12 protein-coding genes are annotated in these 14,874 nt (G+C 72.7%); 6 read left to right on the top strand and 6 right to left on the bottom strand.

Translation table 11 applies throughout. The features are described 5' to 3' along the window. The first annotated feature begins 43 nt into the window (after positions 1-43). Positions 44-691: an HAD family hydrolase gene (locus tag JQN84_RS20775; protein WP_204960165.1), complete on the top strand. Its 648-nt coding sequence runs from the start codon at positions 44-46 to the stop codon at positions 689-691. A 61-nt stretch (positions 692-752) separates the two neighbouring features. Here the strand turns inward: JQN84_RS20775 and JQN84_RS20770 are convergent, their stop codons facing one another. The 5 genes from JQN84_RS20770 to JQN84_RS20750 form a co-directional block, all read right to left on the bottom strand. Next, a complete protein-coding gene (locus tag JQN84_RS20770) occupies positions 753-3,305 on the bottom strand; it encodes an ABC transporter permease (protein WP_204960164.1) in 2,553 nt (850 codons plus the stop codon). Further along, on the bottom strand, positions 3,305-4,072 hold the full coding sequence (locus tag JQN84_RS20765; RefSeq protein WP_088646672.1) for an ABC transporter ATP-binding protein: 768 nt from the start codon (positions 4,070-4,072) through the stop codon (positions 3,305-3,307). Before JQN84_RS20765 ends, JQN84_RS20770 begins: the two co-directional genes overlap by 1 nt. Before the next feature lie 354 nt (positions 4,073-4,426). After that, on the bottom strand, positions 4,427-5,155 hold the full coding sequence (locus JQN84_RS20760) for a response regulator (RefSeq protein ID WP_255554013.1): 729 nt from the start codon (positions 5,153-5,155) through the stop codon (positions 4,427-4,429). Between the two features lie 20 nt (positions 5,156-5,175). Further along, positions 5,176-6,369 (bottom strand): sensor histidine kinase, encoded by a 1,194-nt coding sequence (locus tag JQN84_RS32110; protein WP_204960163.1) that lies wholly within the window; start codon positions 6,367-6,369, stop codon positions 5,176-5,178. Positions 6,370-6,470: 101 nt separating this feature from the next. Next, on the bottom strand, positions 6,471-7,382 hold the full coding sequence (locus tag JQN84_RS20750; RefSeq protein ID WP_204960162.1) for a RecB family exonuclease: 912 nt from the start codon (positions 7,380-7,382) through the stop codon (positions 6,471-6,473). Between the two features lie 139 nt (positions 7,383-7,521). Here JQN84_RS20750 and JQN84_RS20745 point away from each other — a divergent pair, with 139 nt between their 5' ends. From JQN84_RS20745 to JQN84_RS20735, 3 genes are all read left to right on the top strand, one after another. Further along, positions 7,522-8,613: a site-2 protease family protein gene (locus JQN84_RS20745; RefSeq protein WP_281903071.1), complete on the top strand. Its 1,092-nt coding sequence runs from the start codon at positions 7,522-7,524 to the stop codon at positions 8,611-8,613. Positions 8,614-8,687: 74 nt separating this feature from the next. Then, complete coding sequence (locus JQN84_RS20740; protein WP_204960338.1) at positions 8,688-9,632, top strand: tRNA (adenine-N1)-methyltransferase; 945 nt, start codon at positions 8,688-8,690, stop codon at positions 9,630-9,632. 81 nt (positions 9,633-9,713) lie between these two features. Continuing rightward, positions 9,714-10,286, top strand: coding sequence for a hypothetical protein (locus JQN84_RS20735; RefSeq protein ID WP_204960160.1), 573 nt, complete (start codon positions 9,714-9,716; stop codon positions 10,284-10,286). A gap of 63 nt (positions 10,287-10,349) precedes the next feature. On the opposite strand, the gene JQN84_RS20730 is transcribed toward JQN84_RS20735, so the two are convergent. Continuing rightward, positions 10,350-10,646: a ferredoxin gene (locus tag JQN84_RS20730; RefSeq protein ID WP_088646668.1), complete on the bottom strand. Its 297-nt coding sequence runs from the start codon at positions 10,644-10,646 to the stop codon at positions 10,350-10,352. Positions 10,647-10,823: 177 nt separating this feature from the next. Here JQN84_RS20730 and arc point away from each other — a divergent pair, with 177 nt between their 5' ends. Together arc and JQN84_RS20720 are read left to right on the top strand one after the other, a co-directional pair. Beyond that, positions 10,824-12,605 (top strand): proteasome ATPase, encoded by a 1,782-nt coding sequence (gene arc, locus JQN84_RS20725; RefSeq protein ID WP_204960159.1) that lies wholly within the window; start codon positions 10,824-10,826, stop codon positions 12,603-12,605. Positions 12,606-12,757: 152 nt separating this feature from the next. Beyond that, positions 12,758-14,827: a hypothetical protein gene (locus tag JQN84_RS20720; RefSeq protein ID WP_204960158.1), complete on the top strand. Its 2,070-nt coding sequence runs from the start codon at positions 12,758-12,760 to the stop codon at positions 14,825-14,827. Positions 14,828-14,874 lie beyond the last annotated feature (47 nt).

The raw sequence follows: 14,874 nt of genomic DNA, 5'->3' as shown, positions 1-14,874 counted from the left end.
GAGCGCCAGGAGGATTCCGCTGAGCAGCCCACACCCCGCCGCCGTGCTCTTCGACATGGACGGCACCCTGGTCGACAGCGAGAAGCTCTGGGACGTCGCCCTGCACGAGTTGGCCACCGTCTACGGGGGGACGCTCAGCGGCCCGGCCCGGCGGGCGATGATCGGCACCGCGATGGCCGCGTCGATGCGCATCCTCCATGACGACCTCGGCCAACCCGAGCGGGACCCGCAGGCCAGCGCCGACTGGATCAACGCGCGCATCCTGGAACTGTTCCGCACCGGGCTGCGCTGGCGGCCGGGCGCGTTGACCCTGCTGCGGGCGGTCCGCGCCGCCGGCATCCCCACCGCGCTGGTCACCTCCAGCGGCCGGCCCCTGGTCGAGGTCGCCCTGGACACCCTCGGCCGGGACAGCTTCGACGCCGTGGTCTGCGGCGACGAGGTGGACTCGACCAAACCGCACCCCGAGCCCTACCTGACCGCCGCCCGGCTGCTCGACGTGCCGATCGACCGGTGTGTGGCGATCGAGGACTCGCCGACCGGGGTGGCCAGCGCGCTCGCCGCCGGTGCGGCGGTGTTGGCCGTCCCGGCGGAGGTGCCGGTGCCGCCTACCGACGGCGTACACCAGGTGGAGAGCCTCACCTCGGCGGACCTGGAGCTGCTGGCGGCGCTGCTCGGCGAGCCACCCGGCTGAGCCGTCTGACATGACGAGGGGGGCCCGCCGGCCGGCGGAACCCCCCTCACGGCGGACAGGATCAGTCGTGCGCGATCGCGCCCAGCACGTTGATCCGGGCCGCCCGCACCGCCGGCAGCACCGCCGCCACCACGCCGATGACGGCCGCCAGCAGCAGGAACAGCCCCATCTGGCCCCACGGCAGGATCAGGTCGGTGATGCCGTCGTCCTTGAGCGCCCGGACCACCGCGGCACCGAGGCCGACGCCCACCACGATCCCGAGCAGCGCCCCGAAGACCGAGATCACCACCGCCTCCACGGTGATCATCCGCATGGTCTGCGCCCGGCGCAGCCCGATCGCCCGCAGCAGGCCCAGCTCGCGGGTCCGCTCCAGCACCGACAGGGCCAGGGTGTTCACGATGCCGAGCACCGCGATCACGATGGCCAGCGCCAACAGGATCTGGATCATCGTGAGCAGGCTGTCCAGCGACCCGGTCTGCTGCTCGATGAACGCGTCCCGGTCGGCCACCGACACCTCCGGGCTGTCCGCCAGCAGCGCCTCCACCTGCGGCTGCACGTCCGCCACCCGGGTGCCCGGGGCGAGCTGGATGAAGCCCTGGTTGGGCTTGGGGATGGCGAAGTCCTTCACCGCCTGCGGCGGCAACTGCACCGGGCTGGTCAGCTCGGAACTCTCGTAGATGCCGCTGACCGTGTAGGTGCGCGGCTCACCCCGGGAGGCCTGCACGGTCACCGTCGACCCGACCGAGATGTTGCGGGAACGGGCGGCGTCCGAGCTGAACAGCATCTGGTCCGGGCCGAGCCGGCTGATGTCACCGGCGGTCGCCTTCGCCCCGAAGATCCGCTGCAACGCGGTCACGTCGCTGGACGCGGCCAGCCAGGTGACCTTCCCGTCGACCATGCCCATGTCGCCGTACTCGCCGTCGGCCAGCTGCACCCCGGGCAGCGCGGCGACCTTCGTCAGCACCGCCGGGTCGAAGCTCGCCGGGCGCGGACCGGTCGACGCCCCCGAGATCACCAGCTCGGCCTTGATGGTGTCCTGGGCCAGCGCGCCGATGCTGCCCTTCGCCGAGTCCAGGATCACCGTCACCCCGGTCACCAGGGCGATGCCGACCATCAGCGCCGCCGCCGTGATCGCCGTCCGGCGCGGGTTGCGGCCGGAGTTCAACCGTCCCAGCTTGCCCGGCACCGACCAGGCGAAAATCGCCCCCAGCAGGGACACCACCGGGCGGCTGATCAGCGGGGTCAGCAGCGCCACCCCGATGAAGGCGAACAGCACCCCACCCAGGATGACCGCCAGGGTGTTGTCCCCGGCGTTGCCGCTGAGCCCGAGGAACAGCAGCACCGCGCCGATCCCGGTGATCACCCCACCGGTCACGGTGACCCGGGTCAACGGCCGGTCCGGGTTGGCCACGTCCTGCATCGCCGCGATCGGCGGGATACGCGCCGCCCGCAGCGCCGGCAGCAACGCCGCCACCACCGTGATCAGCAGGCCGACCGCGAACGAGCCGACCACCGCCGACGCCGGGACGCCGATCCCGGCCAGCGTCAACCCGCCGGCCAGGTTGCCGAAGACGTACGCCAGCAGCGCACCGATGCCGATGCCGGCGCCCAGCCCCAGCACCGAGGCGATCAGGCCGATCGCCACCGCCTCCAGCACCACCGAACCGATGATCTGCCGGCCGCTGGCCCCGATCGCCCGCATCAGCGCCAGCTCCCGGGTCCGCTGCGCCACGATGATCGAGAAGGTGTTGAGGATGAGGAACGTGCCCACCAGCAGCGCGACGGCGGCGAACCCGAGCAGGATCTTGTTGAAGAAGGACAACCCCTCCTTCAGGCTCGCCGAGGCGTCCGCCGACAACTGCGCGCCGGTCTTGACCTCGAAGCCGTCGCCGAGCGTACGGGCCACGTCGTCGCGCAACGCGACGTCGTCGACCCCGGCCGCGGCCCGGACCGTGACGTTGGTGAAGGTGTCCCGCTCGCCCAGCAGCAGCCGCTGCGCGACAGGCGTGGTGAAGGCGATCTCGTTGACCCCGCCGATCGAGTCCCGGTCACCGCTGTACCCGAACACCCCGACCAGGGTGAAGGTCTCCTTCGGCACCAGCGGGGTCAGCACCCCGACCCGGTCGCCGACCTTCACCTTGCCCGCCTGCGCCAGCGCCGCGTTGACGACGATCTCGTCGTCCGCCCGGGGCTCCCGGCCCTCCCGCAGCGTCACCAGGTCGCTCTCGCCCCGCCAGTTCGACCCGAGCTGCGGCGGCCCGAACGAGGTGACCACCTTGCCGTTGCTGCCGATCAGCTGGGCCCCGTCGGTGGTGACCACGCCGGTGGCCTCGGCCACCCCGGGCACCCCGGCGATCCGCTGTACCGTCGCCGCCGGCACCGTCGCGGGCACCTGCTCGCCCTGCATCTCGCTGAGCGCCACCTTGGGCTTGCCGGCGACGTTGACGTCGATGCCCTCGTACGCGTCGGCGAAGACCGCGTCGAACGAGCGGCCCAGCGTGTCGGTGAGCACGAACGCCCCCGACACGAACATGACGCCCAGCACCACGGCCAGGCCGGACAGCAGCAGGCGCACCTTGCGCGCCAGCAGACTCTTGAGGGTGGCCCGCAACATCAGCCGGCCACCTCGACCGGGGTGTCCAGCTTCTTCATGGTGTCCAGCACCGTGTCGGCGGTCGGCTCGATCAGCTCGGAGACGATCTGCCCGTCGGCCAGGAAGACCACCCGGTCGGCGTACGCGGCGGCGGTCGGGTCGTGGGTGACCATCACGATGGTCTGCCCGTGCTCGCGGACCGAGTTGCGCAGGAAGTTGAGCACCTCGGCACCGGAACGGGAGTCCAGGTTGCCGGTCGGCTCGTCGGCGAAGATCACCTCGGGTCGGGCGACCAGCGCCCGCGCGCAGGCGACCCGCTGCTGCTGGCCACCGGAGAGCTGCGACGGCCGGTGCCCCAGCCGGTCCCGCAGACCGACGGTGTCGATCACCGTGTCGTACCAGGCCGGGTCGGGCTTGCGACCGGCGATCGACATCGGCAGCAGGATGTTCTCCTGCGCGGTGAGCGTCGGCAGCAGGTTGAACTGCTGGAAGATGAAGCCCACCTTGTCCCGGCGCAGCTTCGTCAGCCCCGAGTCACCCAGCCCGGTCACCGTGGTGTCGCCGATCTGCACCGTGCCCCTGCTCACCGAGTCCAACCCGGCCAGGCAGTGCATCAGCGTCGACTTGCCCGACCCCGACGGGCCCATGATCGCGGTGAACCTGCCCCGCTCGAACTCGGCGCTGACCCCCCGCAGCGCGGCGACCTGCGCCTCGCCGGTGCCGTACACCTTCCACACGTCGTTCGCCCGGGCCGCGGCCTGCGCATGCCGGCCTACCGTCGCGGTCACGTCATCTACCTCTTCCGTCTGGCTGTGTGTGCCCCCACCGCCCCCGCTGGTCGGTGGGGTCGATCCCATCCTCGGTGCCGGTCGGCGCGGATCCGTCCGACCACGGACTGACCCGGCGCGGATTTCCCGCTGCGGGTCGGCCCGGAGAACGGCTCAGGGTTGACCCTGAGCCGGCGACCGGTCGTGCCACCCCCACCCTGCGGCGGGGCCCGGCATCAAGTTCAGGATCCGACGCCACGACACGGTCAACCGCGCCACGCCGTCTTTCGTCACGGTAGGTGAGCGCGGCAACGCTGCCGTCCCCCCACCGGCCTCACCCTGGGTACGCCCCGAGGGGCACCCGGCGCCGCCCGGCTACGCCTTCGGGCGGACCAGCCCCGACTCGTACGCCAGCACCACCGCCTGCACCCGGTCGCGCAGCCGCAGCTTGGTCAGCACGTGTCCGACGTGCGTCTTGATCGTCGTCTCGCTGACCGACAGCGCGGCGGCGATCTCCGCGTTGGACAACCCCCGGGCCACCTGGACGAGCACCTCCCGTTCCCGCTCGGTCAACGTGCCCAACGCCTTCGGTGGGCTCGCCGCCGGATCGGGCAGCACGGTGGCGAACCGGTCCAGCAGCCGCCTGAGGATGCGCGGCGCCACCACCGCCTCCCCGGCCGCCACCGTCCGGATGGCGGTGACCAGATCGTCGGCCGGCACGTCCTTGGCCAGGAAGCCGCTCGCCCCGGCCCGCAACGCCCCCACCACGTACTCGTCGAGGTCGAAGGTGGTGAGGATGAGCACCCGCACCGGCAACCGGGCGTCGACGATCGCCCGGGTCGCGGCCACCCCGTCCATCCGGGGCATCCGGATGTCCATCAGCACCACGTCGGGCAGCAGCCGGCGGGACAACTCCACCGCCTCCTGCCCGTCGCCGGCCTCGGCGACGATGTCCAGGTCGTCCTCGGTGCCCAGCACCATCCGGAACCCGGTGCGCAGCAACGGCTGGTCGTCGGCGAGCAGGATCCGCACCGGCCGCCCCGGCGGGTGTCCGGCCCGCCCGTCCGGCGCGGACGGCACAGGGCTGCCGTACGTCTGGCCCATCTGCTGTCCCCGTTCCCCCGTCACGCCGGGACCGTCCCGGCCGGTTCCACCGGAATTCTCGCGTACACCCGGAAGCCGCCACCGGGCCGAGGCCCGATCCGCAGGGTTCCACCGTAGAGCGCCACCCGTTCCCGCATCCCGACCAGACCGTGCCCGATCCGGTCGGGTCCCGGCTCCGGTCCCCGCCCCGTGTCGGTGACCTCCACGGTCAGGCCGCCGCCGTCGACGCCCAACCGGACGGTCGCGGTGGCCGTCCCGGCATGTTTGAGCGCGTTGGTCAACGCCTCCTGGGTGATCCGGTACACCGTCAGTGAGACTCCCTCGTCGACCGTCGGCACCGGCTCGGTGACCTCCAGGACGACCGGCAGCCCCGCCTCGCGTACCTGCTCCACCAGCGCGGTGATGCCGGCCAGGCCGGGCTGCGGGGTGAGGTCGGCGGCGGGCTCCGTGTCGGTGCGCAGCACGTCCAGCAGCCGGCGCATCTCCCGCAGCGTGACCCGGCTGGTGTCCTCGATGGTGGTGATCGCCTCGTCGGCGGCGGCCAGGTCGCGGTGCAGCACCCGCCGTGCCCCGGTGGCCAGCACCCCCATCACGCTGACGTGGTGGGCGACCACGTCGTGCAGTTCCCGGGCGATCCGTCGCCGCTCGTCGGCCACCGCCTGCTCGGCCAGCGCCCGCTGGTTGTCCTCGGCCGCCCGGGCCCGCTCCCGCAGCGCCCGCAGCGAGGTGCGCCGGGCCCGCACCGCCCGCCCCACCGCGTAGGCGAGCAGAGCGGTGAGCAGGTTGTTGAGCACCAGGTACGCCGGACCGACGTCGAGCCCGGTGTCCAGCGGGGTGACCACGTTGAGGGTGGCCACCGGCACCCAGAGCAGCACCGTGGCGACCACCGCCGGCAGCACCGTCCGGTGCACCGCCGTCGTGTACGTCAGCACCAGGAACGTCAGGCTCTGCGTGGTGGGCGCGTGCCCGAGTACCGCCGGCACCGCCAGGGTGGCCAGCGCCGCCACTACCGCCGGCCACGGGGCGATCCGGCGCAGCACCACCGGGGCCGCGCACAGCACGCTCCAGGCCAGCGCGGACGGCAGCTGCCGGGGCCAGAACTCGCGCGGGGTGAGCAGGACGAAGGCGACCTCCACCAGCACCAGCGCGGCGGCGAACAGGGCGTCACCGGCCAGCGGCCGGCGTACCCACCACCGCTCGGGTCCCTCGGTCATACCGCGACGCTAGCCGCCCGCCGGGGCGTCCGGTCGTCGCCGACGGTGAACCTCGTCTCCTCCTCACGGAGGAGCCCGCCTCCGCCGGGCGGGTGCCGGCGCTACTCGTCGGCGCCCGGGGTGGCCGGTCGGGACCGGGCGTCGCGCAGCGGGTCGGCCGCCCCGGCCCGCTGCGGGAACGGCGGCGGGGTGCCGCCGAACGTCGGGCAGTGCGCCTGATGGTTGCACCAGTCGCAGAGCCGGCTCGGCCGGGGACGGAAATCCTGCCGCGCGGTGGCCTGCTCGATGGCCTGCCAGAGCGCCACCACCGTACGCTCGAACCGCAGCAGCTCGTCGGCGTCGGGGGAGTAGTCGCAGACCTCGGCGTCCTTGAGGTAGAGCAGGCGCAGCACCCGGGGCACCACGCCCCGGGTGCGCCACAGCACCAGCGCGTAGAACTTCAACTGGAACAGCGCCCGCGCCTCGAACGCCTCCCTCGGCGCACCGCCGGTCTTGTAGTCGACCACCCGCAGTGCCCCGTCGGGAGCCACGTCGAGCCGGTCGAGGTAACCCCGGATGAGCAACTCGTCGTCGACCACCGCGGAGATCAGGCTCTCCCGCTCGGCGGGCTCCAGCCGACGCGGGTCCTCCACCGCGAAGTAGCCCTCCAGCAGGGCCGCCGCCGACCTGAGGAACTCGGCGGTGCCCGGCTCGTCGCCCGGGTCGAACAACCCGGCCAACTCGGGCTGCTCGGTGACCAGCCGGTCCCACTGCGGGCCGACCAGGTCACCGGCGGCCTGCGGGGTGCGCCCGCCCGCCGGCAGGTCGAACAACCGCTCCAGCACCGCGTGCACCAGGGTGCCCCGGGCCTGCTCGACGCTGGGCCGCTCGGGCAGCCGGTCGATGCTGCGGAACCGGTAGAGCAACGGGCAGGTCTTGAAGTCGGCCGCCCGTGACGGCGACAGCGAGGCCCGGACCGTGGCGGGCAGCGCCGCCGGAGGATGCTGCTGGTCGATCACCGGTTCCGCCGTCATGCCCCGAAGGTTAGGACACCGGTGTGACAGGGCCGTGCTCGCCGCACCGGGCATGATCGGGTCGGCGCGTAACATCGGGGCGGTGCAGTCCCGTCCCCGCCCGCCGCGTCGGCCCCGCAGCGGCCTGACCGTCGGCCGGGTGTTCGGGGTGCCGCTGCACCTCAACGTGTCGATGCTGCTGCTCACCCTGCTGGTGACCGTCACCTACGCCGAGTTCGCCCGGGACCGGCTCGGCCTGTCCCCGCTCGGCGGCTACCTGATCGGTCTGGGCTTCGTGGTGTCGCTGCTCGGTTCGGTCCTGCTGCACGAGCTGGGGCACGCGCTGACCGCCAGGCGTCACGGCATCGGTGTGCGCGGGATCACCCTGGAACTGCTCGGCGGCTACACCGAGATGGACCGGGACGCCCCCACCCCCCGGGTGGAGCTGCTGGTCTCGCTGGCCGGCCCGGCCGTCTCGGCGCTGCTCGGCGGGCTCGCCGTGGCCGCCACGCTGGCCACCCCCGACCACACCCTGGCCCATCAGCTCGCGCTGCAACTGGCGTTGAGCAACATCATCGTCGCCGTGTTCAACGTGCTGCCCGGCCTGCCCCTGGACGGCGGCCGGGCGCTGCGCGCCGTGCTGTGGCGGATCACCCGCGACCGGCACCGGGCCACCGAGGTCGCCGGCTGGGTCGGGCGGGCCGTCGCGGTGGGCACCGCCGGGCTGGTCGTGCTGCTCACCGTGCAGCGGGTGCTGGTGCCGCTGGCGCTGCCGCTGATGCTGCTGGTCGCGGTCACCCTCTGGCGCGGCGCCGGACAGTCGATCCGGTACGCCCGGATCAGCCGCCGGGTGCCGCTGCTCGACCTGGCCCGGCTGGCCCGCCCGGTCGTCGCCGTACCCACCGGCACGCCGCTGGCCGAGGCGCAGCGCCGGCACGCCGAGCAGGGCCCGCCCGGGTCCGCCGTGCTGGTCGTCGACGGCGCGGGCCGGCCGGTCGCCCTGGTCGACCCGGCCGCGGCGGACGCCGTACCGGTGCACCGGCGGCCCTGGCTCGGGGTCGACGCGGTGGCCCGGCCGCTGGCCGCGCTGCCGGCGGTGCCGCTCGGTCTCGACGGCGAGCGGCTGATGGCGGCCGTCCAGGCCCACCCGGGCGCACGCTACGTGGTGACGTCAGGCGAAGATGTGGTCGGCGTTCTGCACACCGCGGATCTCGCCCAGGTCCTCGAACCCACACGGAAGACGAACAGGTGACCGCAGCACATCCCCCCACCCTCCCGGCCCGCAACGGCACCCCGCCGCCCCCCGCCGTCGCGGAACTCCCCCCGGTGCACCGGGGCCCGTTCCGCCCCGGTGACCGGGTGCAGCTGACCGACCCGAAGGGGAGGATGCACACCGTCACCCTGGAGCCCGGCAAGGAGTTCCACACCCACCGGGGCATCCTGGCGCACGACGCGCTGATCGGGCGGCCCGACGGCAGCGTGGTCAGCACCGCCGGCGGCGGGACGGCGTTCCTGGCGCTGCGTCCGCTGCTGTCGGACTATGTGCTGTCCATGCCGCGCGGCGCCCAGGTGATCTATCCGAAGGACTCGGCGCAGATCGTCGCCATGGGCGACATCTTCCCCGGCGCCAAGGTGCTGGAGGCCGGCGCCGGCTCGGGGGCGCTGAGCTGCTCCCTGCTGCGCGCCGTCGGCACCGGCGGTGAGCTGCACTCCTACGAGGTGCGCGACAACTTCGCCCAGATCGCCCGGCGCAACGTGGAGGCGTTCTTCGGCGCGCCGCACCCCGCCTGGCGGCTGCACGTCGGCGACGTCGCCGACTGCCCGGAGACCGGTTTCGACCGGATCATCCTGGACATGCTCACCCCCTGGGAGACCCTCGACATGGTCGAGCGGGCGCTGCTGCCCGGCGGGGTGTTCATCGGCTACGTGGCGACCACCCCGCAGCTGTCCGAGCTGGTCGAGGCGCTGCGCGAGCGGGGCGGCTGGACCGAGCCGCGGGCCTGGGAGTCGCTGGTGCGCGACTGGCACGCCGAAGGGCTCGCCGTCCGCCCCGACCACCGGATGATCGCGCACACCGCGTTCCTGGTCTCCGCGCGTAAGCTCGCTCCGGGCGTCACCGCGCCGCCGCGCCGCCGCAAGCCCAGCAAGGGCGCCGAGGCGTACGCGGAACGCAAGCAGGCGCTGCGGGAGGCGGCGGCGGCCCGGGAGGCGGCGGCACAGGCCACCGCCGCCGCGTCGGCCACCGCAGCCGACGGGGTGGACCGGCCGTGACGGCGGATCGGAGCTGCTGGGCGTGAACGGGCAGAACCCGACGGCCGGTGCGGGCCGACGGTGTGACCGCAGGGAGTGCGCATGAGTCGGCCGGGCTTCGGCGGCGGTGAGCTGCCGGCCGTGTTCCCCGACTGGTCGCCGTACCAGGATCTGGAGTCGGCGGCGCGGGCCTACCTGCGTGACCCGGACATCGCCCTGGAGGCGCTCGGCGGCGTGCTGCGGGGCGCCTCGGTGCTCGGCTTCACCCTGGAACGGTTCGTCAACGAGGTCAACGGGGTGTGGCAGGAGGTCGTCGTCTGCGACGGCAGCCGGCTGGTGCTCTGGCACGGCGAGGACGTGCCGCCGGGGGAGGGGCCGCCCGGGTCGATGACGTCGTCGCTGCGGGTGGTGCCGGTCTCCACGGTCACCGAGGTGGGCTGCCGGCGGCGGCTCACCCGGGCCGAGAACGGCGAGGTCCGGGTCGACAGCATCGACGTCTACCTGCTGCTCACCTCGCTGGACGAGGCACCGCCCGGCGACGACATGGTCGGCGCGCCCCGGCACGACGCGCTACGTTTCGGCAAGACCCTCGACGACGGCGGGGCCGGGCAGATCGCCCGGCTGGAGGAGTTCGCCCGGCTGGTCGCCTCGGTGGTCGGCCGCCCGCTGCTGTAGCGCCGTGACCGGGCCGGGGGCGACGCCGGGGCCACCCCGGCCCGGGAGCCGGTCGTCGTCGGCTCAGTCGTCCTCGGCCTCCGGGCCGGCGACCTCGACGCCGTCGCTGCCACGCACCACGTGGATGCACTCGCCCGGGCACTCCTTGGCGGAGTCGATCACCTCCAGCCGCAGGTGTTCCGGCACGTCGACCCGGCTGCCGGGGGCGAGCCGCAGCTCACCGTCGACGCCCTTGACGTACGCCAGGCCGTCGACGTCGAACTCGAAGACCTCCGGTGCGTACTGCACGCAGAGCCCGTCACCCGTGCAGAGGTCCTGGTCAACCCAGACCTGCAACTGGTCGGTAGCGACGTCGGTCACCAGGCACCCCCCATGTTCTCCCGTCCCACTCCCCGACGGTACCCGAACGGCCGGACCTGCCCCTCAGGCGTCCCGTGGCGATCAAGGTTCGGTGACGAGGGCGTTGCGTGGGACCGAATCGGCCTCATAGCGGCTAGTGTTAGGGCAGAACGTTCAAGCCCCCCGGGGAGGTGGGACGTGGCACGCAGTGACGACGCGGACTCGCGCGCCGCACGGTGGGAGAAGGAGGCCCACGATCTCTCCACGCAGGTCGCGTTCCTTCAGGAGGAACTCGCTCTGGTGCGGCGCAAGTTGACCGAAAGCCCCCGACACGTCCGGCAGCTCGAAGAGCGGCTGGCGGCCACCCAGGCACAGTTGGCGCGGCTCACCGAGAACAACGACCGGCTCGTGAGCACCCTCAAGGAGGCTCGCGCGCAGATCGTGACGCTCAAGGAGGAGATCGACCGGCTGGCACAGCCGCCGTCCGGTTACGGCGTCTTCCTCGCGCGACACGACGACGGCACGGTGGACATCTTCACCGGCGGACGGAAGCTCCGGGTAGCCGTCTCACCCTCACTGGACGCCGAGGAGTTGCGGCGCGGCCAGGAGGTCCTGCTCAACGACGCGCTCAACATCGTCGACGCGTTCGGCTACGAGCGGGTCGGTGAGGTGGTGATGCTCAAGGAGATCCTCGCGGGTCCCGAGGGCGCTCCGGGTGACCGGGCGCTGGTGGTCTCGCACTCCGACGAGGAGCGCATCGTCCATCTGGCCGACACCCTGATCGGCTCCGCGATCAGGGCCGGCGACTCGCTCATGATCGAGCCCCGCTCGGCGTACGCCTACGAGCGGATCCCGAAGAGCGAGGTCGAGGAGTTGGTGCTGGAGGAGGTGCCCGACGTCGACTACACCGACATCGGCGGCCTCCAGTCGCAGATCGAGCAGATCCGCGATGCGGTGGAGCTGCCCTTCCTGCACGCCGATCTGTTCCGGGAGCACCAGCTCCGGCCGCCGAAGGGCATCCTGCTCTACGGTCCGCCGGGCTGCGGCAAGACGCTCATCGCCAAGGCGGTGGCCAACTCGCTGGCCAAAAAGATCGCCGAGCGGTTGGGCAAGGACCGGCACACCAGCTTCTTCCTCAACATCAAGGGCCCGGAGCTGCTCAACAAGTACGTCGGCGAGACCGAGCGGCACATCCGGCTGATCTTCCAGCGGGCCCGGGAGAAGGCCGGGGAGGGCACCCCGGTCATCGTGTTCTTCGACGAGATGGACTCGATCTTCCGGACCCGTGGCTCCGGTGTCTCCTCCGACGTGGAGAACACCATCGTCCCGCAGCTGTTGAGCGAGATCGACGGCGTCGAGGGCCTGGAGAACGTGATCGTGATCGGTGCCTCCAACCGGGAGGACATGATCGACCCGGCCATCCTGCGCCCCGGCCGGCTCGACGTGAAGATCAAGATCGAGCGTCCGGACGCCGAGGCGGCCAAGGACATCTTCTCCAAGTACATCCTCGCCGGGCTGCCGCTGCACGCCGACGACCTGGCCGAGCACGGCGGTGAGCCGCAGGCCACCGTCGCGGCCATGATCGACGCGGTCGTCCTGCGGATGTACTCGGAGACCGAGGAGAACCGCTTCCTCGAGGTCACCTACGCCAACGGCGACAAGGAGGTCCTGTACTTCAAGGACTTCAACTCCGGCGCGATGATCCAGAACATCGTCGACCGGGGCAAGAAGATGGCGATCAAGGAGTTCCTCACCTCCGGACGCAAGGGGCTGCGGTTGCAGCACCTGCTCGACGCCTGCGTCGACGAGTTCCGGGAGAACGAGGACCTGCCCAACACCACCAACCCGGACGACTGGGCCCGGATCTCCGGCAAGAAGGGCGAGCGGATCGTCTACATCCGTACGCTCGTCTCCGGCGGCAAGGGCACCGAGGCCGGCCGTTCCATCGAAACCGCGAGCAACACCGGCCAGTACCTCTGACCGGACGACCGGACGGGCCCGCGACGCGACGCGTCGCGGGCCCGCTGGCGTCGGCGTCACCCACTGTTAACCGCGCCACCCCGCGCCGGGCGGGTGGAATGCCGGACTCGTCGCTAGACTTCCCCCACCGCTAGTCGACTCCGAGGAACCGCGTGCCGCCCGAGCTGTCCGTCGCCGATCCGCCGCTGTCCCCGGCAGTGGATCGCACGCCCCCCACCGTCCCGACGCCCCGGCGGGGCCGCAGCTGGCGGTGGATACCCCTTCTGCTGGCCGCCCTCGTCGCCGCCTGGGCCGTGCCCGTCGCCGGGCACGCCCTGCACCGGGAGTGGCTGCTCCCGCCGATCGTCCTGGTCGCCACGGCCAGCCTGCTACGCGGTGGCCGCACCCTGCTCGACCGGCTGATGCTCGCCTTGGGCCTGCTGCTCGGCCTGACCACGATCGCCGGCCTGGTCTTCCCGGTCTGGCCCTGGGGGATGCGGCCGGTGCCGCTCACCGGGACCGCCCTCACCGCGCTGGTCCTCGCCGCCGCCGCGCTACGCCGCCGTCCCCGGCTGCCCCGACCCGGCTGGGCCGACCTGTTCCCGCTGGCCGGTGCCGCCGCCATGGTGTTCTACCTGCGGCAACCCTGGCAGCGGGCCACCGACCTCGCCGACCGGCTCACCGTCCTCGGCGCGGGCGAGGACAACTGGCGGCACCTGGCGCTGTTCGACGCGATGGGCCGCCTCGACGGCTACACCTTCGTGGACCCGGCCGCCGCCCGGGAGCAGATCACCGCCCAGCTCATCTACTACCCGCAGGGCTGGCACCTGGCCACCGCCCTGCTCGATGGTTTCCTGACCCCCACCGGGCCGCGCGTCGACGATCTCGTCGCCCACTACTTCGGCTGGACCGTCGCCGGCTTCGGACTGTTCACCCTCGTGCTGATCTGGGCGGCCCAACGGCTGGCCGGCCCGATCCACCTGCTGCACCGCACGGTGCTCACCGTGGTCGTCGGCGCGCTGGTGCTCGGCACCCAGCTGCCGCGACTGCTCAACGCCGGCTACCCCACCGAGGTGCTCGGCCTGACGCTGACCGTCCTGATCGCCACCCTGGTCGCCCGCCCCGTGCCCGGCACCCGGGAACAGGTCGTGCTGCTGTGCGCCCTGCTCGCCGCCGTCGGGTTCACCTACTACCTGTTCCTGCCGGCCGCCGCCGTGCTGGTCCTGTGCTGGGTGCTCACCCACTGGCGGGAGGCGCTGCGCCGGTGGTTCACCGTGCTGACGGTCGGCCTGGCCGGGGCCGCGCTGGCCCTGATCGCCCCGCTGCTCGGCGTGCTGCGGGCCGGGCAGACCGAGGCGCTGGTCATCGGCTCGTCCCAGGCCGTCGAGGGCTGGCGGGCGCTGATCTGGCTCGGCGGCATCGTCGGGGTGGCCCTGCTCGTCCAGGTCGCCCGCGCCGATCCGGCGTGGCGGCGCTGGCTGCTGGTCTGCGTCGTCGGCGCGGCCCTACCGCTGACCATCGCGCAGATCAACACCGACGCCGGGGTGACCCCTGGCTACTACTTCGTCAAGGGCACCCACCTGGCCACCGCGTTGCTCATCGTCGGCACCGCCGGGGTGGTCCGGCTGCTGCCGGTGCCCCGACCCGCCCTGAGCTGGCGAGGGGTCGGCAGCACCACGGCGGGGGTGCTCGCTGCCGCGCTCACCATGACGGTCGCGGTGGCGTTGTGCGGGGTGACCGGCTGGCACCGCAGCCTGCTGGTGGTCGACGAGCAGACCTGGGCGCAGCGGTGGGTCCACCAGGACCTCACCCTGCCGTCCCGGGTGGCCTGGGTGTGCGCCGACGCCCAACAGCGCTATCCCGAGGTGCCGGGCACCACCACCCTGGTCATCGACCGGGGACCGATGCGGTCCTACCTGATCTCGCTGTGCCTGTCGGCGTTGCACGGCACCACGGCGGCCACCGATCCGGGCATCTACAGTCTGCCGTTCCTCGAACCGGACCGCACCGACATCATCGTCCGCCGGGTGGCCGGCCCGATCCGGTTCATCACCTCCGACCCCAAGGGTGAACGTCGGGTGCATCGCATGCTGCGCGACGAGCCCGCCCTGCGGCACCGGTTGAGCTGGGTGCCGTTGACGGTCCCCGAGTGCGACGTGGCCCCCTCCGACGAGCCGCCTCCGCCGACCCTGGAGACCGCGACTCCCGACCCGGCCGAAGCGGCGTGCCCCCTTCCCCGGTGAGGCGGACTACGCTCGACGTGACGGCGGACCGGGTGAGGCGAGCGGAG

This window comes from Micromonospora humidisoli, assembly GCF_016900955.1.
GTDB lineage: Bacteria > Actinomycetota > Actinomycetes > Mycobacteriales > Micromonosporaceae > Micromonospora > Micromonospora wenchangensis.
Note: the sequence above shows the minus strand (reverse complement) of the source record. Positions and strands in the feature narration are given on the sequence as shown.

Bases quoted from the DNA above. Each gene is read 5' to 3' on its own strand.
- JQN84_RS20750 (WP_204960162.1), bottom strand. From the start codon at position 7,382: ATGACGGCGGAACCGGTGATCGACCAGCAGCATCCTCCGGCGGCGCTG.
- JQN84_RS20760 (WP_255554013.1), bottom strand. From the start codon at position 5,155: ATGGGCCAGACGTACGGCAGCCCTGTGCCGTCCGCGCCGGACGGGCGG.
- JQN84_RS20770 (WP_204960164.1), bottom strand. From the start codon at position 3,305: ATGTTGCGGGCCACCCTCAAGAGTCTGCTGGCGCGCAAGGTGCGCCTG.
- JQN84_RS32110 (WP_204960163.1), bottom strand. From the start codon at position 6,369: ATGACCGAGGGACCCGAGCGGTGGTGGGTACGCCGGCCGCTGGCCGGT.
- JQN84_RS20735 (WP_204960160.1), top strand. From the start codon at position 9,714: ATGAGTCGGCCGGGCTTCGGCGGCGGTGAGCTGCCGGCCGTGTTCCCC.